General features: G+C 70.3%; 19 protein-coding genes and 1 pseudogene. 11 read left to right on the forward strand and 9 right to left on the reverse strand.

What is annotated here, in order from left to right:
- Nucleotides 1-97: 97 nt before the first annotated feature.
- A complete protein-coding gene (locus tag AB0M43_RS07505; RefSeq protein ID WP_363722084.1) occupies nt 98-283 on the forward strand; it encodes a hypothetical protein in 186 nt (61 codons plus the stop codon).
- A 350-nt stretch (nt 284-633) separates the two neighbouring features.
- Here the strand turns inward: AB0M43_RS07505 and AB0M43_RS07510 are convergent, their stop codons facing one another.
- Both AB0M43_RS07510 and AB0M43_RS07515 read right to left on the reverse strand, forming a co-directional pair.
- The gene (locus AB0M43_RS07510) at nt 634-849 is read right to left on the reverse strand and encodes a hypothetical protein (RefSeq protein WP_363722086.1); all 216 of its coding nucleotides are present in this window, start codon (nt 847-849) and stop codon (nt 634-636) included.
- Nucleotides 850-1311: 462 nt separating this feature from the next.
- A complete protein-coding gene (locus tag AB0M43_RS07515; RefSeq protein WP_363722087.1) occupies nt 1312-2169 on the reverse strand; it encodes a class I SAM-dependent methyltransferase in 858 nt (285 codons plus the stop codon).
- A gap of 775 nt (nt 2170-2944) precedes the next feature.
- Here AB0M43_RS07515 and AB0M43_RS07520 point away from each other — a divergent pair.
- A complete protein-coding gene (locus tag AB0M43_RS07520; protein ID WP_363722089.1) occupies nt 2945-4171 on the forward strand; it encodes an MFS transporter in 1227 nt (408 codons plus the stop codon).
- 90 nt (nt 4172-4261) lie between these two features.
- Here the strand turns inward: AB0M43_RS07520 and AB0M43_RS07525 are convergent, their stop codons facing one another.
- On the reverse strand, nt 4262-4492 hold the full coding sequence (locus AB0M43_RS07525; RefSeq protein ID WP_363722091.1) for a hypothetical protein: 231 nt from the start codon (nt 4490-4492) through the stop codon (nt 4262-4264).
- Between the two features lie 35 nt (nt 4493-4527).
- Between AB0M43_RS07525 and AB0M43_RS07530 the strand changes: the two genes are divergently transcribed.
- Genes AB0M43_RS07530 through AB0M43_RS07540 form a run of 3 tightly spaced genes read left to right on the forward strand, consistent with a single transcriptional unit; the run spans nt 4528 to nt 8878 of the window.
- A complete protein-coding gene (locus AB0M43_RS07530; RefSeq protein ID WP_363722093.1) occupies nt 4528-5166 on the forward strand; it encodes a TetR family transcriptional regulator in 639 nt (212 codons plus the stop codon).
- Nucleotides 5160-6893 carry an ABC transporter ATP-binding protein gene (locus tag AB0M43_RS07535; protein WP_363722095.1) on the forward strand — a complete coding sequence of 578 codons (1734 nt, stop codon included), beginning with the start codon at nt 5160-5162 and terminating at the stop codon, nt 6891-6893. Before AB0M43_RS07530 ends, AB0M43_RS07535 begins: the two co-directional genes overlap by 7 nt.
- 59 nt (nt 6894-6952) lie before the next feature.
- Nucleotides 6953-8878: an ABC transporter ATP-binding protein gene (locus AB0M43_RS07540; protein ID WP_363723299.1), complete on the forward strand. Its 1926-nt coding sequence runs from the start codon at nt 6953-6955 to the stop codon at nt 8876-8878.
- A 274-nt stretch (nt 8879-9152) separates the two neighbouring features.
- Here AB0M43_RS07540 and AB0M43_RS07545 read toward each other — a convergent pair whose 3' ends face one another.
- The gene (locus AB0M43_RS07545) at nt 9153-9386 is read right to left on the reverse strand and encodes a hypothetical protein (RefSeq protein ID WP_363722097.1); all 234 of its coding nucleotides are present in this window, start codon (nt 9384-9386) and stop codon (nt 9153-9155) included.
- A 330-nt stretch (nt 9387-9716) separates the two neighbouring features.
- Nucleotides 9717-10295, reverse strand: a complete 579-nt coding sequence (locus tag AB0M43_RS07550; protein ID WP_363722099.1) for a dihydrofolate reductase family protein — start codon at nt 10293-10295, stop codon at nt 9717-9719.
- Between the two features lie 148 nt (nt 10296-10443).
- Here AB0M43_RS07550 and AB0M43_RS07555 point away from each other — a divergent pair.
- From AB0M43_RS07555 to AB0M43_RS07565, 3 genes and pseudogenes are all read left to right on the forward strand, one after another.
- Nucleotides 10444-10590, forward strand: a pseudogene (locus AB0M43_RS07555) (two-component sensor histidine kinase); the annotation flags it as partial.
- Nucleotides 10576-11076: a HAMP domain-containing sensor histidine kinase gene (locus AB0M43_RS07560; protein ID WP_363723301.1), complete on the forward strand. Its 501-nt coding sequence runs from the start codon at nt 10576-10578 to the stop codon at nt 11074-11076. The pseudogene AB0M43_RS07555 and the gene AB0M43_RS07560, both read left to right, overlap by 15 nt.
- A 166-nt stretch (nt 11077-11242) precedes the next feature.
- On the forward strand, nt 11243-11674 hold the full coding sequence (locus AB0M43_RS07565) for a hypothetical protein (protein ID WP_363722101.1): 432 nt from the start codon (nt 11243-11245) through the stop codon (nt 11672-11674).
- Between the two features lie 25 nt (nt 11675-11699).
- Here AB0M43_RS07565 and AB0M43_RS07570 read toward each other — a convergent pair whose 3' ends face one another.
- Nucleotides 11700-14504 carry a BTAD domain-containing putative transcriptional regulator gene (locus AB0M43_RS07570; protein WP_363722103.1) on the reverse strand — a complete coding sequence of 935 codons (2805 nt, stop codon included), beginning with the start codon at nt 14502-14504 and terminating at the stop codon, nt 11700-11702.
- A gap of 163 nt (nt 14505-14667) precedes the next feature.
- Between AB0M43_RS07570 and AB0M43_RS07575 the strand changes: the two genes are divergently transcribed.
- Nucleotides 14668-14907 carry a DUF6289 family protein gene (locus tag AB0M43_RS07575; RefSeq protein ID WP_363722104.1) on the forward strand — a complete coding sequence of 80 codons (240 nt, stop codon included), beginning with the start codon at nt 14668-14670 and terminating at the stop codon, nt 14905-14907.
- Between the two features lie 164 nt (nt 14908-15071).
- On the opposite strand, the gene AB0M43_RS07580 is transcribed toward AB0M43_RS07575, so the two are convergent.
- Both AB0M43_RS07580 and AB0M43_RS07585 read right to left on the reverse strand, forming a co-directional pair.
- Nucleotides 15072-15881: a class I SAM-dependent methyltransferase gene (locus AB0M43_RS07580; protein WP_363722106.1), complete on the reverse strand. Its 810-nt coding sequence runs from the start codon at nt 15879-15881 to the stop codon at nt 15072-15074.
- A gap of 244 nt (nt 15882-16125) precedes the next feature.
- Entirely contained in the window at nt 16126-16248 is a 123-nt protein-coding gene (locus AB0M43_RS07585) for a hypothetical protein (RefSeq protein WP_363722108.1), read from the reverse strand.
- A 96-nt stretch (nt 16249-16344) separates the two neighbouring features.
- On the opposite strand from AB0M43_RS07585, the gene AB0M43_RS07590 reads away from it, so the two are divergent.
- Complete coding sequence (locus AB0M43_RS07590; protein WP_363723302.1) at nt 16345-16572, forward strand: BTAD domain-containing putative transcriptional regulator; 228 nt, start codon at nt 16345-16347, stop codon at nt 16570-16572.
- Nucleotides 16573-16719: 147 nt separating this feature from the next.
- On the opposite strand, the gene AB0M43_RS07595 is transcribed toward AB0M43_RS07590, so the two are convergent.
- The gene (locus tag AB0M43_RS07595; protein WP_363722110.1) at nt 16720-17598 is read right to left on the reverse strand and encodes an alpha/beta hydrolase; all 879 of its coding nucleotides are present in this window, start codon (nt 17596-17598) and stop codon (nt 16720-16722) included.
- 131 nt (nt 17599-17729) lie between these two features.
- Here AB0M43_RS07595 and AB0M43_RS07600 point away from each other — a divergent pair, with 131 nt between their 5' ends.
- Nucleotides 17730-19673 (forward strand): AfsR/SARP family transcriptional regulator, encoded by a 1944-nt coding sequence (locus AB0M43_RS07600; RefSeq protein ID WP_363722112.1) that lies wholly within the window; start codon nt 17730-17732, stop codon nt 19671-19673.
- The last annotated feature ends 454 nt before the right edge of the window (nt 19674-20127 follow it).

Genomic DNA, 20127 nt, shown 5'->3' on the forward strand with positions numbered 1-20127 from the left:
TGCGGAAGGCACGCACCGATCAATCCGTATCGATACGGGTTAAATGGGGGTGCCGGGGGTGCGGGGAGTAGTTGCCGTAGCCGGAAACGCCTGGTAGATGTCGATCACGATCGACCACACCTGCTCCGAGGACCTGGGGATCAGCATCGTGGCCCCCAACGGGGTGTACTACCCGGTGAAGTATCCCGGGACCGGCGACTGCTCCTGCACCGAGTTCGGCGGAACGCGTACCGACGAGTGCCGGTCAGCTCGGCGGCGGGCGGCGTCTGGTACCTCCGGGTGACCGACTACGGGCCCGGTGACTTACGGGGTGCTCGACACCTGGTCGGTCACCGTATAGCTCCTGAGGGGGAGGAGCCGTCTCTGGTCCGGTTCGCCGGGTCGGGGACGGCTCCTCGCGTGTCATGGGTTTCGGGTTTCACCCCGGGTGGGACGGTCACGGTGCACCGGCATCCTGACCCGTCGCCAAGGCGGGTCGCGCTGAGCCCCGGATCTCTTCTCGCCGCGCAACAGCAGCTCGACGGCGGCGAGCATGGCGAGCGCCGTTTCACGCGTCGGTAGGTTTCGTGGGTGCGTGTGTCCAGGACGGCTGCGGTGCTTTCGATGTGGCTTCGCAGGTCGGCGTGGTTGTGCTCACCCAGTCGGACGAACGTCGACGAAGGTTTCGCTGACTCGTTGGGCGAGGGCGTCGTAGGCGAAGTTCCATCGGCGTTGTTGGTGGCGGCTAACGAGCCGGTCGACCACGAGGGCCGCGAGGCCGATCTCCGGGCACACGCCGGTCGCTTCGGCCACGAGGTTGGGCGCCCTGTCCGCCCTGTAGTGCAGCATGCCGGCGGTGGCACCGAACACGGCGGCGAGGAGGGCGACGCCGCCGGCGATGGTGAGGGGGTTGATCTGTGGCTGTGGTCTGGTGTCGTGTTATTCCGTCATAGCCGTCCGTTCCTGAACGCGGGGTTGGTCCGCCCGCCGGCTACACGCCTAGCCGGCGGGCGCGTGGTAGGTGTCGTTGTCGGCCGCAGGGCGGGGGAGTTGCGGTTCCGGTGGACTCTCGGAATCGGCCCGGTCCTGGTCGCGCCCAAGACCATGAGCTAGCTGCCTAGGATATTCGAACGGCCGTGATGCCATGGGCGCCGTGTGGTGACTGTGCCAGTCGCCTACCATGTGAGCCGATCCCAACACGGCCCCCGACACCAGGTCGGGGGTTCGGGCTGCCTGTGGAGGCTGAAGCAATCACGGACCCACCGCAAGGTGAACGTTTGATGACGATCTTTCCCGCTTTGGTTTCTCACAGATCGACCTCGGTCATCTCGGTCATGAAGCGCGTGGAGCCGCAGATCGCGACGATACGCGGGAGGCTCGACAGCTTCTTCGCGTCGGCGAGTCTTCTCCACGTCGATGCTGCCCAGGCAAGGGCCGCAGCTTGAACATCAGGATGCCGAGATACTTGTTCATGACTGCCTGCTTATGGGGGTAGCGCTCGGCGGCTTCGGCAGGCATCTGCGGCTCGACCGCCTCCTCGATCCACAGCTCGGCCGCGCTGAAGGTGTTGAGCAGGTCCGAGATCGTGTACGGCCGCTTGGTGAGGGTCACCTGGTCGTCCCAGTTACGGTGCCGGTAGGCGAACGACTCCGTCCGGAAGTACTCCTCGCCCAGCGAGGTCCCGTTCTGCTCCGCTCGCTCGATCGCATATCTGATCGGTTGGGTCCGAGTGAGCAGGATGAAGCCGTCCTCGGTCAACATGTCACGCGCGATCTGCAATGCCTTGACCCCGTCCGCCGCGTACCCGAACGATTGCAGGAACAGGATGCGGTCGAACCGCCGGCCCGCGAGCTCCGGCACCGCTGCTAGATCGGAGAGATCACCCTCGACGAGCTCGACATCCGGCGGCGGGACGATGAAGTTCCCGCCGATGTCCACTCCGACCGACCGGGCAGCCCCATCGTCGGCCAACTGCGCGACTTTGGCTCCGTTGCCGCAGCCCGCATCAAGGACAGCCAGTCCGGTGACGTCGCCGAGGAGAGCGCGCTGCGCGGGCCACTCGACGAGCCGATCCAGCGAGTCCTCGCGGGCACGCGCCTGCTCGAATCCCGACGACAGTGTCTGCCACGGACGGCTCACGTCACCGCCGACTACGCCAGCAGTGTGAGCTACGGAGTTCTCCTCAACCATGAGTGAATGATGCCGGATTGCCGACACTTTCACCTGCTCACTCGAGGGAACACCAGGAGCCGCGCGCTCATGACGCAGGAGACGCCCCGTGCTACGCAAAGCGACCAAAAGGCGGGTTTCGAGCGTTTCTCCTCCGCCCCCAGCCGGAACTCGCAAGGGTCATCCGGAACGGACACCGAGGATGGTGAGGGGCCGGGCGGCGTCGCGGTTGTTGTGGCGTAGGGCGGCGGCGATGTTGGTGCAGCCGGTCCGGCAAGCAGCCGGAACACCGTGGCCCGAGGGAACGGGCCGTGCTCGGCGAGCGCGTTGCTGAGTGCTGGCCCGGGTACGTACGCAGTCACCAGCCACGGCGGCGAGGCGTCGGTGTCGGCGTCGACGACCGGCGCGGTGTAGCGACCCTGCACCCGCCTCGCGGCGCGGACCTCCTGCTGCACGGGCGTGAAACTACACGTTAGACCTCATACCGCCCCGCTCCGTATCATCGGAACAGTTCAATGGGCGGGAGAGTGGTGGTCGTGAGGTTCGCGCCGTTGTCGGACGGCGATCCGGTCTGGGCGGGGGGTACGCGCTCCGGGCGAGGTTCGGCGCGGGCGGCATGGGGCGGGTCTACCTGGCGTTCAGCCCCCGTGGTTGGGCCCTGGCGGTGAAGGTTGTACGGCCCGAGTACGCCGACGACCCAGAGTTCCGCCGCTGGTTCCGGATACCTGGCACCCAACGGGGCCCGACCGGGCTCGCAGTCCGGCAATCGCGGTAGGGAGTCCCTTCAATGCCGACGGTGAAACGTTTCGCCGGTCAGGTGTTTCTCATCGGACAGTCGACATCGCTGCTCGGCGACGGGTTCGCGCTCCTGGCGGTGCCCCTCCTGGTGCTGACTCTCAGCCGCGACCCGCTGGCCGCCGGCCTGGCCGCCGTGCCCCGGGGCGTCGGCTACCTGCTGGTGGGGCTGCCCGTCGGGCCGCTCGTCGACCGGCTGGACCCGTGGACGGTGCTGATGGCCAGCGACGCGGTCCGCGCGGCGGTGTTCGTCGCGCTGCCCGTGCTGGTCTGGCTCGACGCCGCGCCGCTGTGGGCCGTGCTGGCGGGGGCGTTCGCGGCCGGGGTGGCGACGGTGTTCTTCGACGCCGCGCTCGCCGTGGCGGTCGGGGACCTTTTCGGCGGCCCGGGGCTGCTGCGGGCCAACGCGGTGCTGGAGACGGCGGCCCAACTATCCCGGGTACTCGGACCTGCCATGGTCGGGGTACTCGCCGCCACCGTGGGCATCGGGGCTGCGCTGCTGGTCAACGCGGGGACGTTCGTGCTTTCCCTGTGCTCGCTGCTGGTGGTGTCCCGGGGTGCGCGGCTGCCCCGGCCGGCCCGGTCCGGGCGGCTGTTCACCGGCCTCGGCCGGGACTTCAAAGCGGGGATCCGGTTTGTGATCGGTCTCCGGCCGCTGTTGGCGCTCACCGCCGTGCAGGCCATGGTCAACTTGTGCCTGGCCGTGGACACCCTGCTGGTGTTCCTCGCGCACGTCACGTTGGCGCTGCCGTTGTCCCAGGTCAGCCTGGTGGTGGCCGCTGGCGGCGCCGGAGGAGTGGTCGGGGCGGCGCTGGCACCCCGGATCGCCGCCCGGATCCGGCCGCTGCCGCTGGTCGCGGGCGGGATCACGCTGGTCGCGGTGACGTTGGTGGTGATGGCCGCCGGTCCGGCGTGGTGGGTGCTCCTGGCTGCCAACTCCTTGCAATTCGCAGCGCTGACCGCGGTCAGCGTGGTCAATCGCAGCACCCGGCAGAGTTGGATCCCGCGCGACCTGCTGGGCCGGGTGACCACCACGGTCCGGGCGCTGTTCATGGCGGCCACCCCGGCCGGGGCCGCCCTCGCCGGGGTCGTGACCAGGGCGTTCGGCAACGACCCCCGGCCGGCGTTCCTCGCGGCCGGCGCGCTGACCGCCCTCGCGGTCGGGGTGGGCTGGTTCGGGGTGTTGCGGCGACACGCGGCTTCCGCCACGGGCCAGCATGAGTCCTGATGTTGCGGGCCGTGTCGCGGCGAGGGTGTGCACGGCGGCAAGGAGGACGCCCGCGACTTCTTTCCATGGTCGAGGGGTGCCGGTGAAGGCTCACGCCTTCGGGAACGGCTCGCCGACCGGCCACGGATCGCTCAGGCCGAGCCAGTCGGCCAGCGAGCGCTCGGGCTTCGTGAGCGTGACGTCCCCGTCGGAGTCGACGACGGCCACGCCGACCCGTCGCGACGACGGGTTCGGCACGCCGCCGCGACTGCTCGCCGGCCACGCCGGACCGGGCCGATCCGCCGTGATGGCCTGGGCTGAAATTGCGTGCCACGAAATCATTCGCGGCACGCAATTTTCTGATGTACGGTCGCCGCATGGAAGCCGATCAACCCGTCGGGCTGCGCGAGACCAAGAAGGCGGCCACTCGCCGGGCGCTCAGCCTGGCGGCACTCCAGTTGGCCAAGGAGCACGGTCTGGACAATGTCCGGGTCGAGGCGATCGCGGCGGCCGCCGGGGTGTCGCCGAGGACCTACAACAACTACTTCTCCAGCCGGGAGGAGGCGATCTGTGCCCTCGGCATCGATCGGGCCGAGCGGCTGGGCGCCCACCTCCGGGATCGGCCGGCGGCCGAGCCGCTGGCGGTGGCGATCCGCCGGGGGTTGGCCGAGTTCCACGCCGGCGCCGAACCGGACCGGGAGATGATCATGTTGATCATGAGCACCCCGACGCTGGCCCGGGAGTTCATGAAGGCCAGCGCCGTCGGCGAGCAGACCTTCGCCGACGCGATTGCCGAACGGATCGGGCAGCCGCCCGGCCGGCTCGACGTGACGGTGCTCGCCGGGGCCGTGTACGCGGCGAGCAGGGTCGCCACCAAACACTGGCTGCGTCCGGGGCGGACCAGGCCGTTCATCGAGAACCTCGACGAAGCCCTCCGGCTGCTCGCGCCCGTGGCCGACGCCGTGGAGGCCGCCAGCCGGGAAACCATGACAGACGCAAGGGAGAACCCGTGCTGATCAGACTCCTCCGGGCACATCTGAGCCCGTACCGCGGGCAGCTCGCCCTGGTGGTGCTGTTCCAGTTCATCCAGACCATGGCGAGCCTGTACCTGCCGACCCTCAACGCCGACATCATCGACCACGGCGTGGTCGAGGGCGACGTCGGCTACATCGTCCGGACCGGCGGGGTGATGCTCGCCATCACGGCCGTGCAGATCCTGTTCACCTCCGGGGCCGTCTACTTCGGAGCCCGGACCGCGATGGCTGTCGGCAGGGACATCCGGGCCGCCGTGTTCGACCGGGTGCAGTCGTTCTCGGCCCGTGAGGTCGGCCAGTTCGGCACCGCGTCGCTGATCACCCGGACCACCAACGACGTGCAGCAGGTCCAGATGCTCGCGTTGATGACCTTCACCATGATGGTGTCCGCGCCGATCATGGGCGTGGGCGGGATCGTGCTGGCGCTCAACCTCGACGTGCCACTGTCCGGCGTCCTCCTCCTGATCGTGCCGGTGCTGGGCGCGATCATGGCGCTGATCATCCAGCGGATGCGGCCCCAGTTCCGGCTCATGCAGGACCGGATCGACCAGATCAACCGGGTACTACGCGAGCAGATCACCGGCGTCCGCGTCGTCCGGGCCTTCGTCCGCGACACCCGCGAGCAGGAACGGTTCACCGCGGCCAACACCGAACTGCTGGACGTGTCGCTCGCGGTGGGCCGGCTGACGGCCTTCATGTTCCCGGCCGTGATGCTCGTCGGCAACATCGCCAGCGTCGCGGTGCTCTGGTACGGCGGTCTCCGGATCGACAGCCACGCGATGCAGGTGGGGGCGTTGACCGCGTTCCTGTCGTACCTGATGCAGATTTTGATGTCGGTCATGATGGCGACATTCATGTTCATGATGGTGCCCCGGGCCGAGGTGTCGGCGGAACGGATCTCCGAGGTGCTCGACACCGACTCCAGCGTGGTGCCGCCGGCCGACCCGGTGATCTTCACCGGACTCAGCGGGCGGCTGGAGCTGCGCGACGTCGAGTTCCGCTACCCCGGCGCGGAGGAACCGGTGATCAGCGGAGTCGGCTTCGTCGCCGGGCCGGGCCAGATCACCGCCGTGATCGGCAGCACCGGTGCGGGCAAGACCACCCTGCTCAACCTGGTACTGCGGCTGATGGACGTCACCGCCGGCGAGGTGCTCGTCGACGGGGTGGACGTGCGCCGGCTCGACCCCGCGCTGCTGTCGCGCACCGTCGGGTTCGTCCCGCAGAAGCCGTACCTGTTCTCCGGAACGGTCGCCTCGAACCTGCGCTACGGCCGGCCGGACGCCACCGACGAGGAACTGTGGCGGGCCCTGGAGATCGCGCAGGCCAAGACCTTCGTCGAGGAGATGCCGGACGGCCTCGACTCGGCGATCGCCCAGGGCGGCACCGACGTGTCCGGCGGACAGCGGCAGCGGCTCGCCATCGCCCGGGCCCTGGTGGCCCGCCCCGAGATCTACCTGTTCGACGACTCGTTCTCCGCACTGGACTACGCGACCGACGCGGCGCTCCGAAGGGCGCTCGCGGCCGAGACGGCCGACGCCACCGTGGTGATCGTCGCCCAGCGGGTGGCGACCATCCGCAACGCCGACCGGATCATCGTGCTGGACGAGGGCCGGGTGGTCGGCGAGGGCAACCACCACGACCTGCTGGCCGGCAACGACACCTACCGGGAGATCGTGCTCTCCCAACTCACCGAGGCGGAGGCGGCATGACCAGCGTGCAGGGGGAGCGGGCCACCCCGCAGCGCGGCCCGGGACCGGCCGGCGGGGCGATGTTCGGCCGGGGCCCGGCGGCGTTCATGGGCGGCCGGTCCACCGAGAAGTCCCTGGACTTCAAGGGTTCCGGCAAACGGCTGCTGCGGATGCTGAAGCCCCGCAGGCTGCTGGTCGGCGCCATCCTGCTCCTGGGAACGGTCAGCGTCGCGCTGTCCGTCGCCGGGCCCAGGATTCTCGGCCGCGCCACCGACCTGATCTTCACCGGGGTGACCAACGCCGGCCTGCCGCCCGGGCAGTCCAAGACGGAGGTGATCGCCCGGCTCCGGGCCGACGGCAACGACACCCTCGCGGACATGTTCAGCGCGATGGACATCGTGCCCGGCGGCCGGATCGACTTCCCCCAGGTCGGCCGGGTGCTGCTCCTGGCCCTCGGCCTGTACGCGGCGGCGTCGGTGTTCGCCCTCGCACAGGGCCGGATGACCACCACCGTGGTCCAGCGGACGATCTTCGACCTCCGCCAACAGGTCGAGGCCAAGTTCGCCCGGCTGCCGCTGCGCTACTTCGACCAGCAGCCACGCGGCGAGGTGCTCAGCCGGGTCACCAACGACATCGACAACCTCGCCCAGTCGCTGCAGCAGACCCTGAGCCAGATCGTCACCTCGCTACTGACGATCATCGGGGTACTGGCCATGATGATCTCGATCTCGCCACTCCTCGCGGTGATCGCACTCGTCACGGTGCCGGTGTCCGTCCTGGTCACGGCACGGATCGGGAAGCGGGCCCAGCCGCAGTTCATCCAACAGTGGTCGACGACCGGCCGGCTCAACGGCCACATCGAGGAGATGTACACCGGACACTCGCTGGTCACCGTCTTCGGCCGGCAGCAGGAGTCCGCCGAGCGGTTCCGCGAGCACAACGAGGGGCTGTACACGGCCAGCTTCAAGGCCCAGTTCATCTCCGGGCTGATCCAGCCGGCCATGATGTTCATCGGCAACATCAACTACGTCCTCGTCGCCGTCGTCGGCGGCCTGCGGGTCGCCTCCGGGTCCCTGTCGCTGGGCGAGGTGCAGGCGTTCATCCAGTACTCGCGGCAGTTCTCCCAGCCCCTGATGCAGGTGGCCAGCATGGCGAACCTGCTGCAGTCAGGGGTGGCCTCTGCCGAGCGGGTGTTCGCGCTGCTCGACGCCGAGGAGCAGGAACCCGACCCGGTGCGGCCGGCCGTCGTGGGCGCCGTCCGGGGACAGGTCGCGTTCGAGAACGTGTCCTTCCGGTACACGCCGGACCGACCGCTGATCGAGGACCTGTCGCTGGAGGTGAAGCCCGGGCAGACCGTCGCCATCGTCGGGCCGACCGGGGCCGGGAAGACCACCCTCGTCAACCTGCTGCTGCGGTTCTACGAGCTCGACGCCGGCCGGATCACCCTCGACGGCGTCGACATCGCGCGGATGACGCGCGAGGACCTGCGGGCCAGGACCGGCATGGTGCTCCAGGACGCCTGGCTTTTCGGCGGGACGATCGCGGAGAACATCGCCTACGGTGCGCCCGGCCCGGTCACCGACGAGCAGATCCACGCGGCGGCCCGGGCCACCCACGTGGACCGGTTCGCCCGGACCCTGCCGGACGGCTACGACACGGTGCTCGACGAGGAGGGCGCCGGGGTCAGCACCGGAGAGAAGCAGCTGATCACCATCGCCCGGGCGTTCCTCGCCGAGCCCGCCATCCTGATCCTCGACGAGGCGACCAGCTCGGTGGACACCCGCACGGAGGTGCTGATCCAGCGCGCGATGAACGAACTGCGCAAGGGCCGGACCAGCTTCGTGATCGCCCACCGGCTGTCCACGATCCGCGACGCCGACGTGATCCTTGTGATGGAGCACGGCTCGATCGTCGAGCAGGGCACGCACGAGGGGCTGCTCGCGGCGGACGGGGCGTATGCCCGGCTGTACGCGGCGCAGTTCGCCCGGGCGGTGGAGCTGGACTGAGGTACGGCCGCGACTCGTGGACCGGGTTGGACCACGAGTCACGGCCGCCCCGGAAGGGGTCTTCGAACCGAAACCAACCTTGCCAACTGGGCCGACGTATGTGTGGCACCGGGTACGTGGATTGGCCCTCAGCGAGGTTCCCGGCGACCGCATCGAAGTAGCTCTGCGGCCGTTGTGCGGGCGCCGGTTGTACCGGCCCTCTTGCCCGCCCATCCGGTCTCCAGGGTGCCAGTAGACGTTCGGGGCGGTGCCTGTCGTGCGGTTGAGCTCCGATTCACTCTGTGGGGTCGCCGGCGGTGCGGCGCAGGTGACGACGAAGAGCGCGTGGTAGCCAGTAGGTTCTCGCTTCCGGGTCGGCGAGTTCGACGGGGCCGAGGAGGAGTCCGGCTGTCGATAGGTCGATCATGACGCCCTCGGGCATGGGGATGTCGCGGTAGGCGAGGAATCGGCCGCGGGCCGCGGCGGGTAGCTCCGCAAACCAACCGTCGAACTCCTCGTCGTCGCCCACGGCCGTAGCCTATGACCCGCTGCTGGTCACCGCTGGTCAAGCGGCGATCGTGTCGGCGCTGCGGGTGTGGCGGGCTGGCCCGGCCCGGGCGTAGGAGGGTTTCGACGGACCGGTTCCAAGATGATCATCGTTGGCGGTCAGAGGGCCGCGTGATTGGACTCGTTCGCCGGCAGTTCGCCTGGTCGCAGGTGCGGCGAACCGCTATCGTCTACGCGGCTACACCCCTGTTGCCTTTTTTCGACGCCATGATCATCACTCCTCGGGAACGGTGCATCGCGGACTGCCCACCGCCACAGGTTCCCACGCCCCGGTCGCGGGCCGAGCAGGTGTTCAGGAACTGTGCCGGATCGGCCGGTAGGTCAGCACCTGCGTGTCACCGTCGAACGTCCGGGCGTCGAGCAGCTCCAGGTCGAAGTCGCCGACGCCGTCGAAGACTCGGTCCACCCCGGTCGCCCCGGAGATCACCGGGAAGACCGTCAGCTCGATGGTGTCGACGAGACCGGCGTCGAGCAGTGCCCGGTTGAGCCGCAGGCTGCCGTGCGAGCGCAGCGGCACCTCGGACTCGGCCTTCAGCCGCGAGACCACCTCGACGGGGTCGCCGGACTCGATGGTCGTGCCCGGCCAGTCCAGCGGCTCGGTGAGCCGGCTGGACAGCACCGTGACCGGGGAGTAGAACATCCGCGTGATCCACTCGTCGAACATGCTGCGATCGAAGCCCTCGGCGAGGAACGGCGCGTTCGACTGGTAGGTCCGGGCACCGAGGACCATGCGCAGCGGGTCGCGGTAGGCGGCGGCGCGGTGCGCGAGGAACTCGGGGCCCTGCTTGCCCCAGTAGCCGCCCCAGTCGCCCTTGTGGTTGGCGTAGCCGTCGAGGGTGGCGAAGATGTCGAAGGTGTACGTCGCGGTCACGGTGTCTCCCTGGCTGAAGGTGGTCTCACCTCTGCAACGAATACCACCATCCCAATCCGACACACTTTCCGCGGGGTTTCTCGTGCCCCGATGCCAGTCGAGCTGATCTCACGGTTCGCCATCAACTCGGGGTCCCTCCCACGAACTCCGCACCCCGCTCACCATGCAACGCACGGCGCTGGAGATCCCGCTGGCCCAGGGCCGGGTTCCCGACGACCTGCTTCCCGCCGTACACCGCGCACTGGCCGCCAACGCCCGCAGCGAACGGCTCATCACAGCGCTGCTCACCCTCGCCCGAGGCGAGAGCACCGTCCTCGACCGCCGACCGGCCGACCTCGCCGACGCAGCGCGCTCGGCGGCACGGGAACTGGCCGAGGAGGCTCAGGCGGCAGGAGTCCGGATCACACTCACCACGGCCCCCGCGCCCGTCAAAGGAGACCCGGCCCTGCTCCGTCAGGTCGCGCTCAACCTGCTGGCCAACGCGATCCGGCACAACCACGCCGACGGCACCGTCGAGATGTCCACCGGCCAGGCCGAGAACACGTCATATCTGGAGGTCACCAACACCGGCCCGGCACTGGACCCGCACGAGATCCCGGCCCTGTTCGAACCATTCCACCGAGGCCGAGAGCGCGGCCTCGGCCTCGGGCTCGCGATCGTCGAGGCGATCATCACCACTCACCACGGAATGATCACGGCCACCAGCCGCACCGGCGGCGGACTGATCACCCGTGTCCAACTCCCCGGCCGACATCGTGGCCGCACGGCCCCGACTGGCTGAGCCAAAGGCCAACGGCAGCGGCGACTGCTGCTGATCGGTGTCGTGACCACCTTTCGGGGCGATCAGGAGATCTCGGAGTGCGGCCAGATTCCAGGGGCGTTCCAGGCCGGTTCGGCACGGTGATGTGGCCCGGACCGATCCGGTGCACCCACCGAAGGAGCGACCCATGTTGAGGAATCTCGCCCTGCCGCTACTGGGGCTCGTGGCCTCGTCGGCCATATTCACCGCCCCGGCCGCCGCCGCGCCGGCCCCACCCACCGCCGACGCCCCCGCCCCGCTGGTCGCACCCACACTGACCTGTGAGATCCGCCCGTCCGGCCTGCCGCCTCGGCAGAACACCTGCGGCACCGTCCGAGCTTCGGGGACGTACTTCGTCAAGAACGCGGTGCAGAACGGCCCGGCCAGCGGGTACACCTGGATCGTTCCGGCCGGGGTCCCGATCGGCGGCGGGTGCCGGACCGACACGTCGTTCTGCGATCTCACGGTGCGTTCGAGCAACGTCGACCAGGACATCACCACATCCGTGATCATTCCCGGTTTCGGCAGCCGGCAGGTCAACGCCGTGATCCCGGCGGTCTGCGGGCAGTTCCTCTGCTAGCGCCGGCCCGTCGGCCGCGCCGATGCTAGTCCCGACCCGCCTCCGCGCTGAGCAACCGGGCGCGGAGGCGGTCGACCGGCGGAGCGTCCAACTGGTCAAGGATGCCCAGGGCACGTCTCCGGGCGGCCCGTGCGGCGACGGGATCGGCGAGCGCGTCGTGGGCCTCGCTCAGGTGGGTGAGAACCTCGGCCTCGGTGCTGGGATCGACGACCTCCGTCAGCAGGTCGAGCGCCAGGTGGTAACAACGCACCGCCTCCCGGTACTCGCCGAGCTGGTGCCGGATGTAGCCGAGGCTGTCCCACGTGTACGCCACCCCCGCCCGGTCACCCAGATCCCGGCACGCGGCCAGCGCCTGTTCGCAGTACTCCAGCGCGCGCGGGTAGTCCCCGCACAGCGCGTGGGCCCAACCCAACCCGTTGAGGGCGTTGGCGCGGGCGTTCGCCGGTCCGGTGCCCGTCAGTGCCCGCACGGCCCGGTCGGCATGGTGCAGAGCGGCGGCTGGCCGGTTCTGCCGTTCGGACACCCAGGCCAGGCCCTGGTGGACCCTGGCGGCCATCTCCTGAAGGTCCAGCTTCTCGAACAGTTCCAGAGCCAGCCCGTAGTGCAGTTCCGCCTCATCCAGCTGACCGAGTTCGGCATGTGTTCCGGCGATGGCCCGCTGGGCGAACGCCTGCGCCAGCGGGTCGCCGAGCCGGATGCCCGCCGCGAGGGCGGTCCGCGCGACCTGGCCCTGGTCGTACCAGTGGCCGTGCGGGTGCAGGAACGGCGTCATCGACCAGGCAAGCTGCCAGGCGTGGACGTCGAATCCGTTCACCGCGCACAGCTCCACGACGGCGAGGACCACCCGGCGTTCGAGAGTGAACCAGGCCACGGCGTCAGCGGCCGTGCCCGGAACGGTGGTCGTCACCCCGGAACGGATCGCCGGCACCGCGACCGCCGGCAGATGCGGAGCGAGCAGATGTGCGGCGGGCCGGGCGGTATGCAGGAAGTGGTCGAACATCCGGGCCAGCGCGGTCCGCCGAACAGGGGCGCTGTCGTGTTCGTGCGCCAGTTCCAGGGCATAGGCGCGCAACAGGTCATGGAGTACGTACCGGCTCGGGGTGTGCTCGGTGAGCAGGTGCGCGCGAAGTAGTTCCCCGAGGGCGGCGCGCGCGTCCGCGAGGGGGACGCCCGCGAGGCTGGCCGCGACCGCCCGGCCGATGTCAGGGCCAGGATGCAGGCTCAGCAGCCGGAACATGGTGGCCGCCGTCGGACTGACCGCGCGGTAGGACCAGCAGAACACCGCACGCAGATCCGTGGTCGCGTCGCCGCCCTGGAGCACGTCGAGCACCCCGCCACGTAGTTCCGCGGCGAGCACCGCCAAGGTGAAGTCCGGCCGGGTGGCGGCCCGGGCGGCGACGATGGCCAACGCGAGCGGCAGCCCGGCGCAGTGCCGGAGGATCTCCTCGACGCCGTCGGGCTCGGCGGCCACCCGGTCGGTGCCGAGCCGGAGCTCCAGAAGTTCCCGGGCCTCCGCGGCGGACAGCAGTTCGAGGGTGACCGGGACGGCAGCCTCGGCCGTGGTCAGGCCGGTGAGCTGGTCGCGGCTGGTGACGAGTGCCATGCAGCCGGGCGAGCCGGGCAACAGCGGGCGGACCTGCTCGGAGTCGCAGGCGTTGTCCAACAGGACCAGCACCCGCCGGCCCGCGAGGGTACTGCGGTACGTGGCGGCGAGAGCGTCCACGTCACCGGGTATCCGGGAGACCGGTACCCCCAGAGCTTCGAGGAGTCCGCGCAGCGCCTGGGCCGGGTCGACCGCCTGGCCGGTGGGGTCGAAGCCGCGCAGGTTGACGTACAGCTGGCCGTCCGGGAAGTGGTCGGCGGCCTTGTGGGCCCAGTGCACGGCGAGCGCGGTCTTGCCGGCGCCGGCCGGGCCCGAGACGGTGGCGACGACGGTCCCCGCGTGACGGTGGTCCAGCAGGGCGTCCAGGCCCGACAGGTGCCGGGAGCGGCCGGCGAGGCTCGGCACGGCCAGGGGCAGCTGGGCGGGCAGGTCGGCCGCCGGATCGGCAGGCGGTACCACAGGCTGCCGCGCCCGGAGACCCGCCGGTGGTGCCGGCTCCAGCGCCGGGTCGTGCCGGAGGATCGCCACCTCCAGGTCGCGCAGGGCCGGCCCCGCCTCGACGCCCAGATCCTCGACCAGCGCGGACCGGAGCCGCTGGCACACCCCGAGGGCGTCGGACTGACGGCCCATCCGATACAGGGCCACCATCAGCTGGCCGTGGATCCACTCGTCGAAGGGGAACTCGCGGACCAGTAACTCCAGCTCGGGCAACACCTGAGCGTGCTCGCCCAGTTCCAACGACGCGTCGACCAACCCACGCCTGGCCCGCAGCCGCAGGTCGTCCAGCCGCCCGGCCTGCTCGTCGAACCACGAGGTCCGGGCGACGTCCAGCAGCGCGCGGCCCCGCCACAGGCGCAGCGCGGCCCGCAGGTGCCGGGCACGGGTGGCCGGATCCGGTGACTGGGCCTCCCGACCGACCAGGCGCTCAGCGACGTCCACGTCGGTGCCGTCCGTGTCCGTGACCAGCAGGTAGCCGGGTGGCCTGGAGATGATGGCCTCCCTACCCCCCAACACCTTGCGCAGGTAGGAGACGTGGCTCTGGAGCGTGGTCGACGCACCCAGCGGGGCGCCGGAGCCCCAGACGGCCTCGACCAGCCGATCCGTACTGACCACGGTTCCCCGGCCCAGCGCCAGCGTGGCCAGAACGGCCCTGCGGCGCGCCCCGGGCACGGGCACTGACACGTCCCCGTCGAGGACGTCGACCGGACCTAGCAGCCTGATGAACACTGGATCACCTCCGTCGCTCACGCTAGCCACGAATCCCCGCAGATGACCGGATCGGTCGCACACCGGACGCGGACGGGATCGTTCCAGCCCGGCTCCAGCCCCGTTGCGGCTCGTCGGATCACAGTGGGCCCGTCAACTTCATCGAACACCGAGGAGAATTCCCATGTTTCGACGTCTTCTGCTCACGGCGGCGCTCATCCTGACGGGCGTGAGCGTCAGCGCCGCGCCCGCCCAGGCGATCCCGGTCGGCGGCGGGGGCACCTCCCAGTTGGTGACCCTGTACTTCGACGACGCCGCGCACACGCACTTCATCGGCGAGAGCTGGACGGGATGCCCGACCAACCCGGCCGGCAGTTGGGGTACCTCCAGCCGGTACGTGTACCGCTACACCCTGGAGTGCTGAACCTTCAAGGCGCGGTTCCCGGCGCGATCACGCCGGGAACCGTCGCGCTCCGAGGCTAGGTCGTACGGTCTGAGTGTGGCGGAGCGCGCATGCGACACGTACGACGCAGTACTCGTCCGCGCCGCGGGACAACCCGCCAGAGTGAACCGCCACTACCGCGACGGCTATTCGGGCTTCACTGCCTTGGTGGCGAAGTAGCCGGACATGTAGGCGGCGGTGGCGCCCGCGTGGTGGGGGGCCTCCGCGAAGGCGGTCAGGTGGAACCCGGCCGCGAGTTGGCCGCCGATCTGGGCGGTGAGGGAGTGGCCCCATTCGAGGGGCGCCTCGGGACCGAAGACGGAGACGCGTTCCTCCGCGGACAGGTGGGTCAGGTCGCTGTACGGGAGCTTGTGGCGGACGACGAGTTCGCCGCGGTTGTCGAGGGCGTCGACGTCGAAGAGGTACAGGTCGGGGTTCAGGAAGCCACTGAGCAGGGCGCCGCCCGGGCGCAGGACGCGGAAGCACTCGCTCCAGACCGGCGCGAGGTCAGGGCAGAACAGGTTCGACACCGGGTGGAACACCAGGTCGAAGCTGGCGTCGGAGAAGGCCGACAGATCGCGCATGTCCCCGAGTACGGTGCGGATGGCCAGTTGGTCGCGGTCGGCGACGTGCCGGTCCTGGGCGAGCTGGCGCGGGGAGTTGTCGAACACGGTCACGTTCGCTCCGGCGGCGGCGAACACGGGGCCCTGCTGGCCGCCGCCCGAGGCGAGGCAGAGCAGGTCCAGGCCGGTCAGGGAGGCGGGGAACCAGTCGCGGGCCGTCGGCTCGTACCCGATCAGGACGACCGACCAGTCTCCGGCCCGTGCCCGGGAGACCACCTCGGCCGACACGGGCCTGGTCCATTCGTCATCGAGGTCCACCTGGCGGTCCCAGGCTGCGCGGTTGTGGGCCACAGCGAGGTCGGCGGCCGAATCGGGACTGCTGGCACTGGTCATGGCGCAGACCCTAGTGTTCCGGCCCGCTGGTGTCGCCCGGTTTCCCGGCCGCGCCCGCACGACCGGGTTGTACCCGGCGTCGAGCAAAGCACGTAGCGCCTCAACGCCCGAGGGAACGAATGGCCGGTGCTCGGGTTGTGGAGGCTGCACCACAGCGGCGGCGATGCGAGGCTTGCCTGCCGGCGCTGGGCTGTGCGGCAGCGCTCCGGCGCCCGACTTCGGCGGTGCGGCGAGCCGCGACGGATCAGGTGCGGGGTGCGTACATGATCACGGCGACGCCGAGCAGGCAGATCGCCGCGCCGATCATGCCGCGTCGACACTGACCGTCTACGCCCACAACTTCCACATCCACGAGGTCGCGTTCCACATCCTCAGATGAGCGATGTCACCCCGTTGTGGAACGGGTACCTACAGGCCCAGGACCGGCGCTTCGAACTCGAGCTAGTCCTGGGCCGGGGCCACCCTGGTCGCGGACCCGCGCGCACTGACCGATCGGCACCCGGAGAGAGAACGGTTCTGGAAGCATCTGGTGCTCGCCCTCTACCGTGCGGGTCGCCAGTCCGAAGCCATCGAGACCTACTGGGAGCTACGCCGCAGACTCTCCGAGGAACTCGGCATCGAACCACACCTCGAACCTCGCGACCTCAACCAGGCGATAGTCCGCGCCGACCCGGCACTGCTGCGACTCTAGAGGTGTTTCGGTGTGTAGCCCGTGGCCAGTTCGATCGTCCTGCAGGTGGCCAGGTGGCTGCGGGAAGCCTGTTCGTCGCCGGCGTCGCGGCGCGAACTCGGCGACCCCGATCGGCGCCTGACCGTTTGAGTGCCCGCTCGGCGTCGTCTAGCGGGTCAGGAGCTGACGAAGCGCTGCGGTCACGGTCTCCGGGGCTTCCTCTGGCATGAAATGGCCGATAGAGACGGTACGGTGATCGAGGTCAGGGGCCCAGGCCCGCCACAGCGCTCCGGCGTCGAACCCGAGCGCCGCGCCCCAGTCCTGCTGGAGCACGGTGACCGGCATGGCCAGGCGGGTACCGGCGGCCCGGTCAGCCGTGTCGTGCTGGATGTCGACGGTCGCCGAGGCGCGGTAGTCGGCGGTGATCGAGGTGATGGCGGCCCGGGAGGCGTCGAGGTACACCTGGCGGACTCCAGCCGGGATCGCCTGCGGATTCGCCGTCCACGCGTCAAGGAAGTGGCCGAAGAAGGCGTCGGAGGCTCCGGCGATAAGCTGTTCGGGCAGGCCGGGAGGCTGGGCCATCAGGTACAGGTGAAAGCCGATCGCGGCCGTGGCGCCCCGCATGACGTCCCACATGTCCAGAGTGGGTAATACGTCCAGGCAGGCCAGGTGGCTGATCGCGTCGGGGTGGTCGAGGCCGCCCCGGAAGGCGACGAGCGCGCCACGATCGTGGCCGGCCAGCGCGAACCGGTCATGGCCCAGCGCGTGGGCGATGGCGATCACGTCGACGGCCATGGTGCGCTTGCTGTACACGGATCCATCTGTGGCGTCGGGCTTCGCGCTGGCTCCGTAACCACGCAGATCGGGAACGATCACGGTGTGATCCCGCGCGAGGTCCGCAGCCACGTGCCGCCACATCAGGTGGGTCTGCGGGAACCCGTGCAGCAGCACGATCGGGCTGCCCGAGCCGGCCACGGCGACGTTCATCGGCAGGCCGCCGCTGCCGGGGATGCTGCGGTACTCGAAACCGGGAATCCTGATTGTCATCTTTTCAGACCTTCTGGGGGAGTGGTGTGCGCGGACCACTCCACTGTGCGGACCGCCAATGAGTATTCGATGAGCAGCTAGGCTCACCTCCGGGGCCCATCACACGAAAGGCCAGTTCAGCGGGGGTACGCATGGAGTTCGGAGTGCTCGGGCCGATCATGGCGCGGGATACGGGCCACCGTGTGCTCGCCCTGCGCGGCCCCCGGCACAAGGCGGTCCTCGGGCGGCTGATCGCGGCCCGTGGCCGGGTCGTCCCGCTCGGCACGCTGATCAGCGACCTGTGGCCGGTCGCACCGGAAGGCCCGGCCGCAGCGGTCCGGACGTTCGTCGCGGACCTGCGCCGCGCGCTGGAACCGGACCGTCGGCCCCGGAGCCCGGCCACGCTCCTGGTGACAGAGGGCCCCGGCTACGCGCTGCGAACCGGGCCGGACACCGTGGACGCCTGGCGGTTCGAGGACGCGGTGGACCACGCGGCGAAGGCCCGGCCCGCACAGGTCATCGACCGGCTCCAGGAGGCGTTGGCCTGGTGGCGGGGCCCGGCCTACGCGGACCTGCCCGACGACGTGTGGGCCCAGGCCGAACGTGCCCGGCTGGGCGAACTGCGCCTGCAAGCCGTCGAACGGCTGGCCGAGGCACGGCTGAGCCTCGGGCAGCCGGCGGCGGCGGTGGCGGAGCTGGACGGGCACACCGTGCGGCACCCCTGGCGGGAGAACGCCTGGCGGCTACTCGCCCTGGCCCTGTACCAGGACGGGCGCCAGGCCGACGCGCTGGTCGTCCTGCGCCGGGCCCGTAGCCTGCTCGCCGAGCAGTTCGGGCTGGATCCCGGGCCGGAGCTGGCGGTGCTGGAGGGCGACATCCTGCGGCACGAGCAGCGGGTGACGGCGGCCGGGGCGGTGGCCGGCCAGGTGTGGGCCAGCGCCACGGCGGCGTACGACCGCGCGATCGGGGCGGGCGCGCGGTCACGGCTGGAGTCGGCGGTAGGCCTGCTGCGGGGCCTGGCGGTCACCGGAGGCACCGGCCTGGAAGCCGCCCGTGAACACCGCCTGGCGGCGATCGAGGCGGCCGAACGGCTGGGCGACCCCGAGCTGGCCGCCCGGGTGATCGGCGCGTACGACGTACCCGCGATCTGGAGCCGGGCGGACGATCCGGCGGAGGCGGCCCGGACGGTCGCCGCCGCCCGCCGTGCGCTCGCGGCCCTGCCAGCGGGGGTCAGCGACGCGCTCCGCGCCCGCCTGCTGGCCACCATCGCGCTCGAGTCGCGGGGCCAGCGTGATGCCAGCGCCCACCAGGCGGCTGTCGACGGTGTACGGCTCGCCCGTGACCTCGCCGATCCGGGACTGCTCGTGTTCACGCTCAACGGAATGTTCATGCAGTCCTTCGGCCACTGCGGACTGGCCGCCCAACGTGATGCCATCGGAGCCGAGATCCTCGACGTGGCAGGCCGCCACGGGCTGGCCACGTACACCGTTCTCGGCCACCTGATCCGGATCCAGTCCTGTAGCGCACTGGGCGACCTCACCACCGCAGGCAACCACGCGGACGCCGCTGACTCCCTTGCCCAACACCATGATCTCGCCCTGGTCGGCGTGTTCACCGGATGGTTCCGGGCACTGAGACTCGCGGCCACGGGTGCCGAGCCGGGCGCAGCCGAGGCCGCCTACCGCGAGGCAGCCACACTCCTGGACGGCGCCGGTATGGCTGGAGTCTCCGACGGCCTGCTCGCGGTGGCACTGCTGTGCCTGCGCCTGGAGCATGGGCTGCCCGCCGGGGACCTGAGCGGCTGGGGCCCGTACGAGCCGTGGGCGCGACCACACCTCCTGATCGGACGCGGGGACGGTGCCGGGGCCAGAGCGGCACTGCGCGCGTTGCCGGAACCCCGTGCCGACCAGTTTCAGGAGGTGCTGTGGAGCCTCGCGGGGCGGGCAGCGGTTCAGCTGGGCGACCGGCGGCTGGCCGCACGCACGTACGCCGCGCTTCTTCCCGCCGCCGGGGAAATTGCCGGGGCTCAGACCGGGATGTTCAGCTTCGGGCCGGTCACCGGGCGCCTGGAGGCGCTACGGGCCGCGCCGGGGTGAGGGCCTGCCGCCGCGTGCCCCCGACGGTGAGCAGGGCTCATCGACACGCCGGTCAAGCGATCACTCATCGCAGCCCTGCCAGTGGTGATGGGAGGATCCGCTGTTCGCGCATTCTGGCCGACAGGCAGCCCCACAGGGGCGAGGGGGAAATGGCCTGCGGGCCCGGTAGTACGCGTCACGCGCGTGCCGCTCGCAGGCACACCGCCCTCCACCAACTCCGCCGGTCCTTCCCACGTAGCCGGCGGACGACCGGGCCGGAGCGCGAGAGACACGCAGCTCCGACCCGCTTTGCTAGCCGGCGGCCTCAGCCGCCCGTCCCTGCAGGGCAAGCGCGCGGTGACCGAGGCAACATGCAGATCCGAGCAAAGACAGGCCCATAGAGGGCCCTCTTCGCCTCGGATCCGCCACCGTCAAGGAGCGCTCGATGCGTCGCCCTCCGCTGTCGGCGGCCCTG

Origin of the sequence: Longispora sp. NPDC051575 (genome assembly GCF_040681875.1) — a bacterium.
Classification (GTDB): Bacteria; Actinomycetota; Actinomycetes; order Mycobacteriales; family Micromonosporaceae; genus Longispora.

Excerpts from the sequence above, each read along its gene's own strand:
- AB0M43_RS07505 (WP_363722084.1), top strand. The coding sequence starts at position 98 with ATGTCGATCACGATCGACCACACCTGCTCCGAGGACCTGGGGATCAGC.
- AB0M43_RS07515 (WP_363722087.1), bottom strand. The coding sequence starts at position 2,169 with ATGGTTGAGGAGAACTCCGTAGCTCACACTGCTGGCGTAGTCGGCGGT.
- AB0M43_RS07525 (WP_363722091.1), bottom strand. The coding sequence starts at position 4,492 with ATGATTTCGTGGCACGCAATTTCAGCCCAGGCCATCACGGCGGATCGG.
- AB0M43_RS07530 (WP_363722093.1), top strand. The coding sequence starts at position 4,528 with ATGGAAGCCGATCAACCCGTCGGGCTGCGCGAGACCAAGAAGGCGGCC.
- AB0M43_RS07540 (WP_363723299.1), top strand. The coding sequence starts at position 6,953 with ATGTTCGGCCGGGGCCCGGCGGCGTTCATGGGCGGCCGGTCCACCGAG.
- AB0M43_RS07565 (WP_363722101.1), top strand. The coding sequence starts at position 11,243 with ATGTTGAGGAATCTCGCCCTGCCGCTACTGGGGCTCGTGGCCTCGTCG.
- AB0M43_RS07575 (WP_363722104.1), top strand. The coding sequence starts at position 14,668 with ATGTTTCGACGTCTTCTGCTCACGGCGGCGCTCATCCTGACGGGCGTG.
- AB0M43_RS07580 (WP_363722106.1), bottom strand. The coding sequence starts at position 15,881 with ATGACCAGTGCCAGCAGTCCCGATTCGGCCGCCGACCTCGCTGTGGCC.
- AB0M43_RS07595 (WP_363722110.1), bottom strand. The coding sequence starts at position 17,598 with ATGACAATCAGGATTCCCGGTTTCGAGTACCGCAGCATCCCCGGCAGC.
- AB0M43_RS07600 (WP_363722112.1), top strand. The coding sequence starts at position 17,730 with ATGGAGTTCGGAGTGCTCGGGCCGATCATGGCGCGGGATACGGGCCAC.